The 16,299-nt window shown below is 65.3% G+C and carries 18 protein-coding genes and 1 tRNA gene; 9 read left to right on the top strand and 10 right to left on the bottom strand.

Annotated elements, in window-relative coordinates; translation table 11 throughout:
* Positions 1-4: 4 nt before the first annotated feature.
* The 3 genes from IAG41_RS11560 to thrS all read right to left on the bottom strand — a co-directional run bounded on the left by IAG41_RS11560 (position 5) and on the right by thrS (position 3,605).
* A complete protein-coding gene (locus IAG41_RS11560) occupies positions 5-865 on the bottom strand; it encodes a family 16 glycosylhydrolase (RefSeq protein ID WP_187728797.1) in 861 nt (286 codons plus the stop codon).
* A 5-nt stretch (positions 866-870) separates the two neighbouring features.
* Entirely contained in the window at positions 871-1,407 is a 537-nt protein-coding gene (gene infC / locus IAG41_RS11555; RefSeq protein ID WP_187728796.1) for a translation initiation factor IF-3, read from the bottom strand.
* A gap of 194 nt (positions 1,408-1,601) precedes the next feature.
* The gene (thrS, locus tag IAG41_RS11550) at positions 1,602-3,605 is read right to left on the bottom strand and encodes a threonine--tRNA ligase (protein ID WP_187728795.1); all 2,004 of its coding nucleotides are present in this window, start codon (positions 3,603-3,605) and stop codon (positions 1,602-1,604) included.
* 108 nt (positions 3,606-3,713) lie between these two features.
* Between thrS and IAG41_RS11545 the strand changes: the two genes are divergently transcribed.
* From IAG41_RS11545 to IAG41_RS11535, 3 genes are read left to right on the top strand one after another with little or no spacing between them, the layout of a single operon-like run.
* On the top strand, positions 3,714-5,132 hold the full coding sequence (locus IAG41_RS11545; protein WP_187728794.1) for a class I SAM-dependent methyltransferase: 1,419 nt from the start codon (positions 3,714-3,716) through the stop codon (positions 5,130-5,132).
* A 4-nt stretch (positions 5,133-5,136) separates the two neighbouring features.
* Positions 5,137-5,394 carry a hypothetical protein gene (locus IAG41_RS11540; protein ID WP_187728793.1) on the top strand — a complete coding sequence of 86 codons (258 nt, stop codon included), beginning with the start codon at positions 5,137-5,139 and terminating at the stop codon, positions 5,392-5,394.
* 54 nt (positions 5,395-5,448) lie between these two features.
* Complete coding sequence (locus tag IAG41_RS11535; protein ID WP_187728792.1) at positions 5,449-6,573, top strand: zinc-binding dehydrogenase; 1,125 nt, start codon at positions 5,449-5,451, stop codon at positions 6,571-6,573.
* A 7-nt stretch (positions 6,574-6,580) separates the two neighbouring features.
* On the opposite strand, the gene IAG41_RS11530 is transcribed toward IAG41_RS11535, so the two are convergent.
* Together IAG41_RS11530 and IAG41_RS11525 are read right to left on the bottom strand one after the other, a co-directional pair.
* Complete coding sequence (locus IAG41_RS11530; RefSeq protein ID WP_187728791.1) at positions 6,581-7,594, bottom strand: D-cysteine desulfhydrase family protein; 1,014 nt, start codon at positions 7,592-7,594, stop codon at positions 6,581-6,583.
* A complete protein-coding gene (locus IAG41_RS11525) occupies positions 7,594-8,427 on the bottom strand; it encodes an LD-carboxypeptidase (protein ID WP_187728790.1) in 834 nt (277 codons plus the stop codon). Before IAG41_RS11525 ends, IAG41_RS11530 begins: the two co-directional genes overlap by 1 nt.
* A 41-nt stretch (positions 8,428-8,468) precedes the next feature.
* Between IAG41_RS11525 and IAG41_RS11520 the strand changes: the two genes are divergently transcribed.
* From IAG41_RS11520 to IAG41_RS11500, 5 genes are all read left to right on the top strand, one after another.
* Entirely contained in the window at positions 8,469-9,866 is a 1,398-nt protein-coding gene (locus IAG41_RS11520; RefSeq protein ID WP_187728789.1) for a glutamate ligase domain-containing protein, read from the top strand.
* A gap of 408 nt (positions 9,867-10,274) precedes the next feature.
* Entirely contained in the window at positions 10,275-10,643 is a 369-nt protein-coding gene (locus IAG41_RS11515; protein ID WP_187728788.1) for a hypothetical protein, read from the top strand.
* A gap of 186 nt (positions 10,644-10,829) precedes the next feature.
* Entirely contained in the window at positions 10,830-11,252 is a 423-nt protein-coding gene (locus IAG41_RS11510) for a hypothetical protein (RefSeq protein ID WP_187728787.1), read from the top strand.
* Positions 11,249-11,458 (top strand): helix-turn-helix transcriptional regulator, encoded by a 210-nt coding sequence (locus IAG41_RS11505; protein WP_187728786.1) that lies wholly within the window; start codon positions 11,249-11,251, stop codon positions 11,456-11,458. Before IAG41_RS11510 ends, IAG41_RS11505 begins: the two co-directional genes overlap by 4 nt.
* Positions 11,455-12,405, top strand: coding sequence for an alpha/beta fold hydrolase (locus tag IAG41_RS11500; RefSeq protein WP_262408623.1), 951 nt, complete (start codon positions 11,455-11,457; stop codon positions 12,403-12,405). The genes IAG41_RS11505 and IAG41_RS11500 overlap by 4 nt, the downstream gene beginning before the upstream one ends.
* Positions 12,406-12,470: 65 nt before the next feature.
* Here IAG41_RS11500 and IAG41_RS11495 read toward each other — a convergent pair whose 3' ends face one another.
* On the bottom strand, positions 12,471-13,370 hold the full coding sequence (locus IAG41_RS11495) for a DUF2171 domain-containing protein (RefSeq protein WP_187728785.1): 900 nt from the start codon (positions 13,368-13,370) through the stop codon (positions 12,471-12,473).
* 221 nt (positions 13,371-13,591) lie between these two features.
* Here IAG41_RS11495 and IAG41_RS11490 point away from each other — a divergent pair.
* Positions 13,592-13,667, top strand: a tRNA-Ala gene (locus tag IAG41_RS11490).
* Positions 13,668-13,693: 26 nt separating this feature from the next.
* Here the strand turns inward: IAG41_RS11490 and IAG41_RS11485 are convergent.
* From IAG41_RS11485 to IAG41_RS11470, 4 genes are all read right to left on the bottom strand, one after another.
* Entirely contained in the window at positions 13,694-14,722 is a 1,029-nt protein-coding gene (locus IAG41_RS11485; protein ID WP_187728784.1) for a tyrosine-type recombinase/integrase, read from the bottom strand.
* A gap of 152 nt (positions 14,723-14,874) precedes the next feature.
* Positions 14,875-15,231, bottom strand: a complete 357-nt coding sequence (locus tag IAG41_RS11480) for a hypothetical protein (protein WP_187728783.1) — start codon at positions 15,229-15,231, stop codon at positions 14,875-14,877.
* A 180-nt stretch (positions 15,232-15,411) separates the two neighbouring features.
* Positions 15,412-15,834 carry a hypothetical protein gene (locus IAG41_RS11475; protein WP_222950661.1) on the bottom strand — a complete coding sequence of 141 codons (423 nt, stop codon included), beginning with the start codon at positions 15,832-15,834 and terminating at the stop codon, positions 15,412-15,414.
* A 92-nt stretch (positions 15,835-15,926) separates the two neighbouring features.
* Positions 15,927-16,247, bottom strand: a complete 321-nt coding sequence (locus tag IAG41_RS11470; RefSeq protein WP_187728781.1) for a hypothetical protein — start codon at positions 16,245-16,247, stop codon at positions 15,927-15,929.
* Between the last annotated feature and the right edge of the window lie 52 nt (positions 16,248-16,299).

Below are 16,299 nucleotides of genomic sequence, written 5' to 3'. Positions count from 1 at the left end.
GGCGCTACTTCTTCTGCCAGACCCGCACATAATCCACCTCCATCCGCGCCGGAAAGGCGTTGGCGTCGATGCCCTTGTCGCCGCCCCAGCCGCCGACCGCGACGTTGAGGATCAGATATTGCGGACTGGCGAAGGGCCAAGTGTCGTGGTTGCCCTTATGGTCGTTGTCGAAGCGGAGAAAGGCGCGGCCGTCGACGCCGATCAGCATCCGATCGGCGTTCCAGTCGAGCTGGTAGGTGTGGAAGGCGGTGCAGGCATCGGAAACCATCGCCTGCGCGGTCTTCTGCGTCTTGATGACGTGGTTATAGGCCTTGGTGTGGATCGAGCCGTGGACGCGGCCGGGATCCCAGCCGACATGCTCCATGATGTCGATCTCGCCGAGCCCCGGCCAATCGGCGCGTTCGTCCGAGCCGAGCATCCAGATCGCCGGCCACATCCCCTTGCCGCAGGCGAGCTTCGCGCGGACCTCGACAAAGCCATAGGTCCAGTCGGCGATGCCGCGGGTGTAGATCTTGGCCGAGCTATAGTCCTGCCCGCCATGATCGGCGCGGTCCTTGAGCTGCTCGTGGCGCGCTTCGATGATCAGATGGCCGCCGGCGACGCGGACATTCTCGCGCCGGGCGGCGGCATAATATTGAAGTTCGTTGTTCCACCACCCCTCCTTGTTGCGGGAGGTGTCATAGGCCCAGCGCGTGGGATCGGGCAGGCCGGGCCGGTCGAACTCGTCGGCCCAGACCCGGGTATAGCCCGGCGGCACCGCCATCGGCTCGTCGGCGGCGGCGGTGGACATAGGAGCCTGGATCGTCTGGGCGGCCGCGGCGAGCGGCAGCAATGCGGCGGGGGCCGCCAGCAGCAACCCCCGCATGCAGGTCATTTGGGCGAGATCACCATCAGCATTTGGCGGCCTTCCATGCGCGGATAGCTCTCGATCTTCGCGATCTCGGCGGTGTCGCCCTGAACGCGCTGGAGGAGGAGCATGCCGAGCTGGCCGTGCGAAAGCTCGCGGCCGCGGAAGCGCAGGGTGACCTTCACCTTGTCACCTTCGCCGATGAACTTGTGGATCGCCTTCATCTTCGTATCATAGTCATGATCGTCGATGTTCGGACGCATCTTGATCTCCTTGATCTCCTGCGTCTTCTGCGATTTGCGGGCGAGGTTCGCCTTTTTCTGCGCCTCGTACTTGAACTTGCCGACGTCGAGGAACTTGGCGACGGGCGGATCGGCGTTGGGCGACACTTCGACAAGGTCGAGCCCGACCGACTGCGCCTGCTCCATCGCCTCGCGCGTGTACATCACGCCGAGATTCTCGCCGTCCTGATCAATCACCCGAACCTTGGGCGACTGGATGAATTCGTTGAACCGCGGACCATTTAGCGGTGTCTGTGGCGTCATCGGGCGCCTGGTCATGGGAGGACGTATAAGACTTGCTCCTGAATCATTCTTGTTACAGCTTGCCAATATAGGCGTCCTGCGCCCGATTTGAAAGCGGCACCGGCCCCCTATAGCGCAAATGGACGAGCGGATAGGGCCATCCGTCGGGATTGGTGGCCGCGGACTGCGGAGTCCTGCCCGCGGACTGGTGAAAGTCCGCGGGAGATCGGTCAGCGCAGATCGGGCGGGGTTGCCTCGGCCACGAGCTTCGCCACCGCCTCGTCGAGGGTCAGCATCTGCTGGCCCTGGCTGCCCAGGACGCGGAGCGCGACGGTGCCCTCATCGGCCTCGCGCTTGCCGACGACGAGCAAATTGGGGACCTTGGCCACCGAATGCTCGCGGACCTTGTAGTTGATCTTCTCGTTGCGAAGATCGGTCTCGACGCGCAGGCCCGCCGCCTTCAGCTTCGTGGCGACTTGCTCGGCATAATCGTCCGCGTCCGAGACGATCGTCGCAACCACCGCCTGCACCGGCGAGAGCCAGAGCGGGAAGCGGCCCGCGTGATGCTCGATCAGGATGCCGATGAAGCGCTCGAACGTGCCGAGGATCGCGCGGTGGAGCATCACCGGGCGGTGGCGGTTGCCGTCTTCGCCCACATAGCTTGCATCCAGGCGATCGGGCAGGACCTCGTCGGCCTGGATCGTGCCGACCTGCCAGGTGCGGCCGATCGCGTCCTTGAGGTGGAACTCGAGCTTGGGCGCATAGAAGGCGCCTTCGCCGGGGAGTTCCTCCCAGCCATATTCCTCGGTGTCGCGTCCGGCGGCCTTCACGGCGTCGCGCAGATACTGCTCGGCCTGGTCCCACATTTCGTCGGAGCCGAAGCGATTATCGGGGCGCAGCGCGAGCTTGATCGCATATTTGTCGAAGCCGAGATCCCTGTAGACCGTGTCGAGTAGGTCGCAGAACTGGCGGACCTCCTCGATCAGCTGGTCCTCGCGCACGAAGATATGCGCGTCGTCCTGGGTGAACTGGCGGACGCGCATGATGCCGTGCAGCGCGCCGTGCGGCTCGTTGCGATGACAGCAGCCGAACTCGGCCATGCGGATCGGCAGGTCGCGATACGACTTGATGCCCTGGCGGAAGATCAGGACGTGCGCGGGGCAGTTCATCGGCTTGAGCGCCATCAGGTCGCTCTTGCCCGACAGGATCGGCCCTTCCTCCTCGGTGCCCGGAATCTCGTCGGGCACGACGAACATGTTCTCGCGATACTTGCCCCAATGGCCGGACTGCTCCCATTGGCGCGCGTCCATGAGCTGCGGCGTCTTCACTTCCTGATAGCCCGCGGCGTCGAGCCGGCGGCGCATATAGGCCTCGAGCTGGCGCCACAGGATGAAGCCCTTGGGATGCCAGAAGACCGAGCCCTGCGCCTCGGACTGGAGGTGGAACAGGTCCATCTCCTGGCCGATCTTGCGGTGATCGCGCTTGGCGGCTTCCTCGAGACGGACGAGATGCTCGTCGAGCTGCTTCTTGTTGAGCCAGCCCGTGCCGTAGATGCGCGAGAGCTGCGGGTTGTTCTGGTCGCCGCGCCAATAGGCGCCCGAGACGCGCGTCAGCTTGAAGGCGTTGGGATCGACCTTGCCGGTGGAGGCAAGGTGCGGCCCGCGGCACATGTCGAGCCATGCGTCGTCGCCTTTGCCGGCGCGATAGACGGTCAGCTCCTCGCCTTCGGGAAGCTCGGCGGCCCATTCGGCCTTGAAGCTCTCGCCCTGCGCCTTCCAGCGCGAAATCAGGTCCTCACGGCTCCAAACTTCGCGGATTAGCGGCTCGTTGGCGGCGATGATCCTGCGCATCTCCGCTTCGATCGCCGGGAGGTCTTCCTCGGTGAAGGGCCGGTCCTTCGGCGCGAAGTCGTAATAGAAGCCGTCATCGGTCGATGGGCCGAAGGTGATCTGCGTGCTGGGGAACAGGTTCTGCACCGCCTCGGCGAGGATATGCGCGTAATCGTGGCGCACGAGCTCGAGCGCGTCGGCCTCGTCCCTCGACGTGATCAGCGCGAGCTGTGTGTCGCCTTCGAACGGGCGCATGATGTCGCGCACTTCGCCGTTGATTCGCGCGGCCAGCGCTGCCTTGGCCAGGCCCGGACCGATCGCCGCGGCGACGTCCGCCGGGGTAGTCCCCGGGGCTACCTCACGGACGGAACCGTCGGGCAGCGTAATGCGGAACATCTCGGACACGGGATCAGACTTTCTGGTTTGGACTTGGAAGAGCGCGGCTTATGCCTTCGCACGCATAATATAGGCAAGCCGTATGACCATTGCATATCGCGTCACTGCAATCCTGCCATGCAAAGGCGTGCCGGCGCCTATCGGACGGTCCCCGGCTTGAACGGCGAGGCGGAGCGGCTGATCGGGCATGCGCGGCGGCTTGCCCGGGCGGGTGACGACGGGCGGGCGCTGCAGGCGCTGAGCCGCGCGCTCGATTTGGCACCGGGGGCTGCGGCGGCGCCCTATGCCGCGCTGGTCTCGCAGATCCGGCCCAAGGGCTATTTCGCCAAGCTCGACAGCGACCTGCGCGTGTGCCTGGCGGCGGACAGCGTCGATTCGCAGGTGCTGGCGCGGGTGACGGCGCGGCTGCTGCTGCTCAAATTTCCGGACGCGGCAACGCCGGTGCGAGACGATCCGCTCTGGCGAGCCTTTCTGACTCGCTGCATCAATGTGGATCCGGAGATGGAGGCGCGGCTGGCGCGCGTGGCGGAGGCGCCCGGCGTGCTGCGCGAGGCCCTGGCGGAGCAGGCCTTTGCCAGCGAATATATCTGGGGCGGCGAGTGGCTGGGGCTGTCGGAGCGCACCGCAGCCGAACTGACCGCAGAACATGCGCTGGCGCAGACGCTGCCGGGCATCGGGGACGAACGGGACGGCGTCTCGGCCGCGGTGCGCGCGCAATATGAGGTCAATCCCTATCCGCGCTGGCGGGCGCCGCCCGCGCCACGGGCGGCAGCGGTGCGCGAATTGCTGCGCGGCCTGGGCGGCAGGCCCGACGATCCGGCCGAAGTGCTGATCGCGGGATGCGGGACCGGGTACGAGCCGATCGACCTGGCGCGGACCGATCCTTCGCTGTCGATCACCGCGCTCGATCTGAGCCGGGCGAGCCTGGCCTATGGGCGGCGGATGGCGGAGATGCTGGACGTCGCCAATGTGCGCTTCGTCCAGGGCGATATTCTCGACGTGGCGGAGCTGGGCAAGGCGTTCGACCTGGTGAGCAGCACCGGCGTGTTGCACCATATGGCGCGGCCGGAGGAGGGGCTGGCGGCGCTCGCGGGCGTGCTCAAGCCGGGCGGTATCCTGCGGATCGCGCTCTACAGCGAACGCGCGCGCGAATGGGTGCGCACGGCGCATCAGCTGATCGCCGAGCGAAGCTGGCAGGCGACGGCGGAGGGCATCCGCGCGTTCCGAGCGCATGTGCTGGCGCTTCCGGCGGAGGCGCCGCTGGCGCGGCTTCGCGAAAGCGACGATTTCTACACGCTGAGCGGATGCCGCGACCTGTGCTTCCACGCGCACGAGCATTGGTATCGCTTGCCACAGATCGCGGCGATGCTGCGCGACGCGGGGCTGGAACTGGCGCGGTTCGATGCGCCGAGCGACGCCGTGGCGTTGTTTCGCGGCGATCCACTCGATCTCGATGCCTGGGATGCGGTGGAAGCCGAGCATCCGCTGCTCTTTGCGGGGATGTACCATCTCTGGTGCAGGCCGGCGGGAGGCTGAGACGATGGCGAAGAAGAAGCGCTTCCTCACCGCGACCCTGCCCGACGGTTACGTCAAGACGATCGGGCCGACCTCGACGGCTTTCACCCATTACTGGCGGATCGTCGCGCATCTCGGCGGCGGGCGGACCGAGGTGTTCTGGGGCCACACCAAGTCGCTCGCCGAGGCGCGAAAGAAGAAGACGGCCGCGGCCGATGCCGCCGGTCAGCGCGGCTGGGAGTGCTATGATTTCGACATTGTCGAGCTGGTCGAGAGCGATTGACCCGCCGACCCCTGCGTTCCATCCCTGCAGGTCAAAATGACGATGGAGGCGAGGATGGTGAGCGGGCGGGAATTGCGATCGATGGTGCGCGAGGACGGGGCGCTCGTGCTTACGCTCGAGGATGTCACGCTCGGCGATCCGGCCGCCGACGAGGTGATCGTGCGGGTGGAAGCCGCGCCGATCAATCCGAGCGACCTGGGGCTGCTGCTCGGCCCGGCCGATGTCGCGTCGCTCCGCGCGAGCGGCACCAGCGAGCGGCCGATCCTGACCTTCGACGTGCCGGCGGCGCGCCTTGCCGCGGTGAGGGGACGGCTCGGCCAGTCGCTGCCGGTCGGCAATGAGGGCGCGGGCACGGTGATCGCGGCGGGGCCGGACGCCGCGGCGCTGCTGGGTCGGCGCGTGGGCATGATCGGCGGCGCGATGTATGCCGACTATCGCAAGCTCAAGGCGCGCGACGTCGTGCTGTTGCCCGAGGGCGCGAGCGCGGTGGACGGCGCGTCGATGTTCGTCAATCCGCTGACCGCACTTGGCTTTGTCGAGACGATGCGGACCGAGGGGCACAAGGCGATCGTCCACACCGCCGCCGCCTCGAATCTGGGCCAGATGCTCCAGAAGCTCTGCCTGGAGGACGGCGTACCGTTGGTGAACGTTGTGCGCTCCGACGAGCAGGCGGCGATCCTGCGCGCGATCGGGGCGACGCACGTCCTGAACAGCCGCGACCCGGATTTCCGGGCGAAGCTGGTGGACGCGATCGCCGAGACCGGCGCGACGATCGCCTTCGACGCGATCGGCGGCGGATCGCTGGGCAGCGACATCATGCAGGCGATGGAGCAGGGCGCGGCCCGCAGCATGACCGAATATAGCCGCTACGGCTCGAACAGCTTCAAGCAGCTCTATATCTATGGCGCGCTGGATCTCGCGCCGACGTCGCTCAACCGGCTCGCCTTCGGCTTCCAATGGAGCGTATCGGGCTGGCTGCTGACGCCGTTCCTGATGAAGGCCGGGCAGGAAACCGCAATGCGGCTTCGCCAGCGCGTGGCCGATGCGCTGACCACGACCTTCGCCAGCCATTATAGCCACACGATCGGCCTGGCCGAGGCGCTCGATCCCGAAGTGCTGCGCGCCTATGAGCGCAAGGCGACCGGCGAGAAATATCTGATCGATCCGACGCGGGGGTGAACGCGGGCTAGAACGCCTCGCGATAGGCGAACAGGCCCGGCACCCCGCCGGTCATGACGTAGAGCACCGACTCGCCCGGGGCATATTCGCCCGCGCGGATCGCGGCGATCAGGCCGGCGAACGCCTTGCCGCTATAGACCGGGTCGAGCAGCAGCCCTTCGGTGCGGGCGAGCAGGCGGACGGCTTCGAGCATCGCATCGGTGGGGATGCCGTAGCCGGGACCGCGCTGGCTGCCGTCGATACGGATCGCAGCGTCGTCGAGGCTGCCTTCGAGGCCGCCTTGTTCGAGCACGGCGCGCGCGAGGGCGACGGTGGCGGGGTGTGCCGCTTCGGTGGTGGCGAGCACGGTGAAGGATTTGACGCGCGCCGGATCTTCGCCGGCGGCCGCCATGCCCGCGGCGAGGCCGGCATGGGTGCCGGCGCTGCCATTGGGGATCAGGATGCGGGCAAAGCAGACGCCGAGCGCGCGTTCCTGTCCGAGGATCTCCCAGGCGCAGGCGGCATAACCAAGCGCTCCGACTGGCGAGGAGCCGCCCGCGCCGACGACATAGGGGCGCTTGCCTTCCGCGCGGAGCTGGTCGGCGCGGGCATGCGCGGTGGCGAACGCATCGGTGTCACCCGAAACCAGATGGACCTTCGCGCCGAACAGCCCGTCGAGCAGGACATTGCCGTTGGTGCGATAGTCCGGGTCGTGGCGGGGGACGAGATCGGCGAGCACCAGCTCGCAGGCGAGGCCCATGCGTGCCGACGCGGCGGCGCTAAGGCGGGCATGGTTGGACTGGATGCCGCCCGTCGTGACGAAGGTGTCGCAGCCCTGGGCTATCGCGTCGCCGAGCAGGAATTCGAGTTTCCGCAGCTTGTTGCCGCCGCCGCCGATGCCGGCGATATCGTCGCGCTTCACATGGATGCGCACCCGGGTGCCGAGCGCCTGTTCCAGCCGTTCCAGCCGTTCGATCGGCGAGGGCTGCGTGAACAGCGAAACAGCGCCGAAGCGGGTGCGGAGTGCGGCGGCATCGGGCATCACCCGACTCCGAACGGCACGACCTTGTTCAACTCTATATGCCCGATCTCGGCGCGGCCGAGATAAGGCACCCCCATCTCGCGGCACCAGCGGACGATCATCTGGTCGATCGTCTCGCCGAAACCATAATTGCCGTCCTTCTCGCCATTATCGACCACCGAGGTGACCGCGCCCAGGCGCACCCCGGCGATGCCCTTGAGCTGGGTCGCATGCGCCATGTTGAAGAGCATGCGATCGATCCGATAGAGTGGCTCGTCGACCTCCTCGATCATCAGCACGTGGTCGGTGAGGTCGGGCAGCCATTTGGTGCCGATGATCGCATCGAGGATCGAGAGGTTGAAGGCAGCGGCGGGGCGGCCGTCGGCCAGGCTGGGCTCCAGCCCGCGCTTGTCGCCGTCGATCAGCCAGCCGAGCACCCAGCCGGCCGCATCGCCCTTGTCGTTCTTGCCCAGGCTCGACGCCATCGATCCGTGCGCCTGGCGCCCGATCCGCCGCGCATAGAGCGCGCCGAGCATGAAGCCCATGTCGGAGAAGCCGATATAGGTCTTGTGCCCGGCCGAGACGTTGAGCTGGGGCATGACGTGCTCGAGGATGCGATTCGAGCCATAGCCGCCGCGCGCGAACCAGATCGCGTCGAAGCCGGGATCGTTGGCGAATTCGAGGAATGCCCGGGCGCGGACTTCGTCGGGGCCGGCGAAATGGCCGAGCTCCATGAAGCATTGCGGATGGAACACGATCTCATGGTCGGGATAGGTGAGCGCCATGAACGCCGAGAGCCGCAGCGCGGACTCCCTGCTGACCGTTCGTGCCGGTGCCACCACTCCAATCCGCATACACTTGCCCCTTGACCGTGAATTGCCGATAGCGCGGGGCCATGCATCACCGCAAACCCTACTTCTTCGTCGGCATCGGCGGATCGGGCATGATGCCCCTGGCAATGATCCTGGCGGGGCAGGGCGCCACCGTCGCCGGATCGGACCGCAGCCTCGATTCGGGGCGGCTACCGGCCAAGTTCGACTATCTCAAGCGGATGGGGGTCGCGCTGTTCCCGCAGGACGGCAGCGGGATCGTCGCGCCCGAGCAGATCGTGGTCGCCTCCGCGGCGATCGAATTGACCGTGCCGGACATGATGAAGGCGGCCGAACTGGGCAGCGAGCGGATGAGCCGGGCCGAGCTTCTCGCCGGCCTGTTCAACGCGGCGCCGCTGTCGGTTGGGGTGGCCGGGACCAGCGGCAAATCGACCGTGACCGGCATGATCGGCTGGATCCTCCATGCGCTCGGCCGCGATCCGACGGTGATGAACGGCGCGGTGATGAAGAATTTCGCCACGCCCGACACGCCGTTCGCGAGCGCGCTGGTGGGCGAGGGCGATGCGTTCGTCAGCGAAGTCGACGAGAGCGACGGCTCGATCGCGCTCTATTGGCCCAAGGTCGCGGTGCTCAACAATGTCAGCCTCGATCACAAGTCGCTCGAGGAGCTGCGCGACCTGTTCGGCGGGTTCATCGCCAAGGCGGCAACCGCGGTGGTCAATCTCGACAATGGCGAAGGCGCGGCGCTGGCGATGACGCTGCCGGCCGAGCGGCTGCTGACCTTCGCGATCGAGCGTGACGCGAACCTAGCGGCGGAAAATATCGAGGCGCGGCGCTTCGGCGCGGCGTTCGACCTGGTCGAGCGCGGCGGGGCGCGGCACCGCGTAACGCTCAGGGTGCCCGGGCGGCACAATGTCTCCAATGCGCTTGCAGCAATCGGCGCGGCAAAGGCGGCGGGCGTGACGATCGAGGATGCGGCGCGCGCGATCGAAGGGTTTGAGGGGCTCAAGCGGCGTTTCGAGCTGGTCGGCGACGCCGGCGGTGTCGCGGTGATCGACGATTTCGGGCACAATCCGGACAAGATCGCGGCGACGCTCGACACGCTCCACGCCTTTCCGGGCCGGTTGCTGCTGCTGTTCCAGCCGCACGGTTATGGCCCGCTCAGGGTGATGCGGCGCGAGCTGGTCGCGATGTTCGCCGAGAAGCTTGGGGTCGACGATCTGCTGGTGCTGCCCGATCCGGTCTATCAGGGCGGCACGGTGACGCGCGAGGTGACCAGCGCCGATATCGTCGCGGATATCGCGGCGACCGGACGGAGCGCACTGCATATCCCCGAACGCGCCGCCGCCGCCGCGCATCTTGTGGCCGAGGCGCGTGCCGGCGATCGGATCGTGGTGATGGGCGCGCGCGACGATACGCTGAGCCTGCTCGCCCAGGACATGCTGGAGCGGCTCGGCAGTTAGGCTGCGTCTGCATTTATTCGCAAACATTGCCCCGTGATAATGGGATTGTCTTCAAGCGCCGCCACCATGACGTCAACGCCGACTCACGGCGTGTGGGGGATGCGTGAAAATATTTCAGCTTCTGGGATGCGTGCGCGGCAAGCACCTTCGAAACAGCAGGCTTGCCCATAGCGACGGCACGAGCTTCCGCTCGCAATGCGTCGGCTGCGGCACACCCATGATCCGCACGTTCGACGGTTGGCGTGTCGACAACCAGCCCGCCCCCCGCGGCGCAGAGAAAAGTGGGCGCGGCGGATGATATTGCTCGTGTTGCGATCAGTGGAGGGAATCGGCAACGCGATGGATCGAAGCGGGTGAGCCGATAGCGTGTTCTGGCGAGGTTGGGAGATTATGCGCTAAGGGCACCGAATGAATCCAATCGAGCTATATGGTCGCCTGATCCATTGGGTGGGCGACGGGACCGGCGCTCCGGACACGGTCCTCCACATCCATGCCGGCATGGCGGTGCTGTTCGTCGCGCGCGTCGTCAGCCGCCGCTCGCTCGCAACACCCATTCCGCTCGGCTGCGTCTATCTGGCCGAACTGGCGAACGAGATACTCGATCGCGTCAATCACGGGCAGTGGATGCCGGACACGTTCAGCGATGTGGTCAACACCGTGTTCTGGCCGACAGTGCTGTTCATCGGTCTGCGGATCAGGCGCGCCCGGCTTGAGCATCCATCGCAGCAGGATCGCAGCACGAGGAGGCGAGCCTACCGGCCTGGTCGGCCGGTATAGGTTGAAGCCAATCGGCGCGCGCCGATCATCACAGATCCTGAGGTCGACGCGGCTCGGCAATTAACCCCATCTAAGGAAAGCGAGGCCGACGTTTAGTATGGCTCGCTTTTCTTTGTGGAAAGTAGAGTTGACATAACCGCGCGACGCACGTAAAGCTCCCTTTACTGATTCGAAAGGGAGCTTGACATGATGCAAGGACAGTGGAGCCATACCGCTGCGGGCCAGCGCTACACGAAGCGCTTCATTCCGACGATGCTCGCTTATGTGGTGCTGATCCTCGGCACGAACTGGATCGACAATCATTACCACCCGCAAGGCGTGACGCTGATCGTGCTGGCGCTGCTGCCGGCGCTCGCGCTGGTCGTCTCGATCGCGGTGATGGGTCTCTATTTCATCGAGGAGAAGGACGAGTATCTGCGCCACCGGCTGGCGATCGCGTCGCTGGGAGGCACGGGGTTCATGCTCGTCATAACCACCGTCTGGGGCTTTCTCGAGGAAGCCGGCCAGCTACCGCACATGCCGGCCTATTGGGCCTATATCCTATGGTGCATGGGGATGGGCTTCACCCAGACTTGGTATTCGGCGCGTACGCGGGGAGGCGGGGAATGAACAACCGCCTGAGAGTGCTGCGTGCCGAGCGCGCCTGGAGCCAGCAGGACCTGGCCGAACGCCTCGAAGTCTCGCGCCAGAGCGTGAACGCGATCGAGACCGGCCGCTACGACCCGTCGCTGCCGCTCGCCTTCAAGATCGCCGACCTATTCGACATGCCAATCGAAGCCATTTTCATGAACCCGTCCAAGGAGAATTTGCAATGATCCGTCGCCTGCTTCCCTTCGCCGATTGCCGCGACACGCCGCTTCGGTGGATCGCCATCGCCGTTGCCCTCTGCGCCGCTATCGGCTCCGCGACCCACGCCCATGCGCAGACGGCGCCTGCCGTCGCCGCCTCGCCCGCCATTCAGATGGAGCACATCTCGGTGCAGGTGATGGGCAAGGGCAGCCCGGTAATCCTGATCCCCGGCCTCTCGAGCCCCCGCGCGGTGTGGGACGGCGTCGCGCCCGACCTGGCGAAGAACCACACCGTCTATCTGGTACAGGTCAATGGTTTCGGCGGCGAGGATCCGCGCGGCAATCTGCAGCCGGGGATCCTGCCGGGGATGATCGACGAGCTGCACAAGCTGATCGTTGATCACAAGCTGCAGGGTGCGGCGGTGGTCGGCCATTCGATGGGCGGGCTGGCGGCGCTGATGCTCGCCAAAGCGCATCCCGGCGATGTCGGCAAGGCGCTGATCGTCGACGCGCTTCCCTTTGTCGGCAGCGCGTTCGTGCCGGGATCGACGGCGGAGACGATCAAGCCCTTCGCCGAGGGCGCGCGAGCGCAGATGGCGGGCCTGTACGGCAAGCCATTTCCGGCAGCGGTGGGGCAGGCAATCGCCCAGCGCAACGCATTGAAGCCGGAATCGCAGACGCAGGTCGCGGCCTGGTCCGCGGCGGCGGACATGCGGGTGGCCGGCCAGGCGATGTACGAGGACATGCTGATCGACCTGCGCGGAGAGATGAAATCGATCGCGACGCCGATCACTGTGATCGTGCCCTGGACCGCGGCGCGGGGCGGCGAGGAGCCGACGCTGGCGTTCTACAAGGCCGAATATGCCGGCACGCCGAACATCAGCTTCAAGGGCATCGGCGACAGCGGCCATTTCGCGATGCTCGACCAGCCCGAGGCGTTCAAGGCGGCGCTGCTCGCCTTCGCCGCAAAGTGACACAAAAGGGCCCCGGCGAGGGGTAACCCCGGGGCCCAGTTTGCTCACGTTCTTTATGATTAAACTCAATAGGTGCCGGAGAAGCTCCGGTTGAGGTTGTGATCGGTCCGCCACGACGACTGATCATCGTGCTCCGATCCGAACAATGCGCCCGAGCGCTCCTCGTCCTTCCAGTGCGCCTGGGCCTCGTCGGCGGTCTTGCGCAGCTTCACCTTGTCGTCGACCGAGGCGATCCAGCGCGACGGGATCGAATGGTGATGGCCGCCCGCGTCGCTGTCGCTTTTGGTCAGGAGGATGCGGTCGCCGCGGACCTTGTCGACGGTGCCGACATGCTCGCCGTCCGATCCGAGGACCTCCATATGCTCGCGCACCCGGTTCAGGCTGTCGCGCTGGCCCAGGCGGTCGCTGCGCCAGGCGTTGAATTCATTCTCGAAGCGCTGGGCATTCTCGTGGCGATATTCGTCATAGTCGCGGTCGAGCTCGGCGATGCGACTGCGGCGCCAGGCGGAATAGTGATCGTCGGGATGCGCACCGCGCCCGCTGCGGACGACCCCCTCGTCATAGCGCTGGTCGCGCTCGCGGCGGCGCTCGGCCTCCTCGTCGCCGAACCAGGAGCGGACCTCGTCGCCGGCGCGGTCGAAAAAGCCGCGATCCTGGTCATAGCCGCGGTCCCGATCGGGACCGTAGCTGCGCTGGCGATCCTGGCCATAGTCCGCGCGCGGGCCGCTGCGATGGTCCGGGCGGTTGCGATTCCACTCGTCGCGATAGTCGCGCCCGCTGCCATAGGCCGAGCGATCGCGCCCAAACCCGCGGTTCCGGCCATAACCGAGCTCGCCGGCGGCGGCATATTCGCGCGCGCTGGAATAGCTGTAGTCGCGGCCCGAGCCGTAATCCTGGGTATAATCGCCGGAGCTGCGGCTGTTGAAGCTATCCCGCGGACCATAGGGACTGTTGCGGTCATCCATCTCCAAATCTCCTGGTTTGGCGGCGGCGCGCGGCGAAGGCCGCGCGCCCGATTTCCGCGGATTCAACCGAGCGGACGGCCAATCAGTTCCGACATTTGCAAGCGATCCGCGTGCGTTTCGACGCGATCGGAAAACCACTGGACGACGCGCGCGCAAGCCGGTTGCATCGCTCCATCGGTCTCGCTAAGGGGTGCGCCTCCCGGCGCGCCGGGATCGGTGGCGGGGCTGTAGCTCAGATGGGAGAGCGCTGCAATCGCACTGCAGAGGTCAGGGGTTCGATTCCCCTCAGCTCCACCAGCCGCCAGCCGCAGAAATGCGCGCTTTTAGGCGAGCTGCGCCGATCCGTCTTCGCGTGGCGACCGCCTCCTGGTATCGCACTGGTATCGCAAGTGCGCATCCGTATGCTCTCCAACGGCTCGCCAAAACGCTTCTGTCGAGTCAATGAACTCGCGGAGGTATTCGGGGCGTAGGTGCGTATAGTTAGCGCCCGAACCACGTTCGCTGGTGTGGCCTGCCGCAGCGTCGATCTGCGCCTGCGGAACGCCGTGCCGCTGGTGCCAGGTGTGGATCGTATGGCGAAGGGTGTTGGGCGTGCCGATCCCAACTAGCTTTGGTCGAGGTTCTGTCTCACCAAGCTTCTTCCGAACCGGAAGTAGGATCAGTGAGCCGTCTCCATCAATGGCGTTTTGAGCAAGATTGAGATGCGGCTTCGCGAGATGCGCGCTCACTAGGCACGCTTCGAAGGCGCGTCCAATGTCGGAGGTTTCGCGCTCGAACCATTCAGGCCCCCCCTCGCGCCTGGTTTTCCCAGATGTGGGCACGCGATAGCGGATCAATTTGCCGTCTCGGTCGGCTAACCAAGGCGCCAATGTAGGTGCGATCGGAACGATCGAGCGTCGTTTGCGGGTCTGCTCGCGGCCCGGCGCATTGAAGTATATCCGACCGTCGCGGATCTGATCCGAGTTTAGTTCGAGGATCGCTTCCGAGCGGCCGTGCGTACTCAGATGGATCATTGCGTAGAGATGCACATGTCTGCGCTCTGGCGTGGCCCATGCGGCATCCAGGATCGCAGCGACCTGCTCTGGGCAGTACTCAAGTTCGCGCCTGCGATTTTTCCCCCGTACCTCGGGGATGCGCGGGGCATAGGCGATAATCTGCTCCTTCACAGCCCAGTTGAGCGGGCCGCGAAGCGCAGCTAGATCGCGGCTAATCGTCGCCGGGCTCATTCCTTGGTCGGAGCGCCACTCCACAAAGTCAGACACGAGATCGCGTGTGACGGCTCTGATGCAGAGCGGTCCTGTGAGAAGGCCCTTCGCACGTCGTTCGTCAAAAAACTTCTGAAGGATCAGCACTGAGTCAGCGTAGCGATCGCCGGCTGCCAGCTGGGAGACGTGGGCCTTGAGCCACAACCTCGTGACATCGGCGAGAAGGACTTCGCTTGGTAAGCGTACAGTATCAGACACCGTGACGGTCGGAGCCGCCTGAGATTGCAGATAGTGCTTCGCTAGTTCGTGCTGCGCTTCTTCCGGCGGCAGATCCGGAGTGCCTCCTCCGATGCCAATGCTTCTGCGGCGCGTTGTTCGACCATCGAGCCAACAGATCGCCCAGTCGTCGCGGTCGGCACGATACCAGAGCCAGTACGGCCCGAGCTGATGTCGGGCCGTGCTCGAAGCTTGCTTGTTTCGTCCAGTTGATTGTCCTGATCGCATAAGGCGTTGAGTTCTTCAGCTTCTAGAGTGGAAATGACGCCGTAGATCCCTGGTGACAGCAGGGCCTTGACATGTGCAGGCTCGAGGTGAAGTCGAGTGCCGTTCCGAGCTGCCTTGCGCAGCCTTTCGGCTAGATCGGCGTGGATCGTCATGGGCGACCGACGCCACCTGATACCAGCAGGTCTGCACGTGCGTTGAAGAATGACGCACCGATAGCCGAATTGTAGAGGAGGTTTCGCATCTGACGCTCCATGTTGTTTCCAAAGAGCGGGCCAGATATTCGCAGGACTTGCGCGGCTACAGGTCCTACGAGCATCGAAGCCTAGATATGCCTACGATTTCCGAGTCTCTTCCATCATTCGGGCCAGCTCCTCGACCTGATCGTCAAGCTGGGCGATGGCCGCCGCGGGCAGCACACGCACGGACATGGGCGCCCACTCAAACGCCGGGTCTTTTTCACCCGTCGGGATTAGACAAAACAGTGATTGTTGCATCTGGTCGAGGACGCGGATCGTCTCTCCCGTTTCCTGGTCCTCATCGGTGGTCAGGTTCGCCGTCCAATGTAGCCGACATGGCATTGAAGCGCTCTGACCCAACGCAACGATCGTCAGATCGATTTGAAGGTTCCCACTGAACTCAAGGCGTTCATAAAACTGCGGCTCGAGTTCGGGCAGTGGCTGATCGATCTCAAACTTGAGGTTTTTGGCGAGCATGCGAGCGCGTTCCGGCGAAAGACGGCGGACGATTTCCTGCATTGCATAGGCTGGGAGCATGGATTGACCTTTCGGACTCGCGCGCCCGCCCTCCGCCGGCGAGCGGCGGATAGCAGGAAGCGCATCTATTGGATTTATGCGGAGAGGTGGCAGCCCAAGAGCAGGCTCTGCTCCTGGATCAGGTTCGTGAGATCCTCGAGGATCAGGCGCTTCGCTTCCGAGTCGGGATCGAGGCCGTCCACTTCGCCCTCGAACAGGATCTCGAGCTTCCGCGCGATCGCGGTGAAGCTCGGCGACGGAGTGTCGAGAAGGTCATCCTGAGCCGCCGCGATCGCGCGCTCAAGCGCGTCGCATTCGTGCGCCTTGGCCTGGTCCAGCTTCTGGGTCAGGCTCAAGTAGTTTTCGTATTGGGTGTTCCACGCGCCATCCGGCGCGCTATGCGGCTCAACAGCCATCGACTCGATCCTTCCATGATCGGTTGTTGGTTAGGGCCGGCTCGGCGTTGGC

Origin of the sequence: Sphingomonas sp. JC676 (assembly GCF_014489075.1) — a bacterium.
In the GTDB taxonomy this organism is placed as follows: domain Bacteria; phylum Pseudomonadota; class Alphaproteobacteria; order Sphingomonadales; family Sphingomonadaceae; genus Sphingomonas.
Note: the sequence above shows the minus strand (reverse complement) of the source record. Positions and strands in the feature narration are given on the sequence as shown.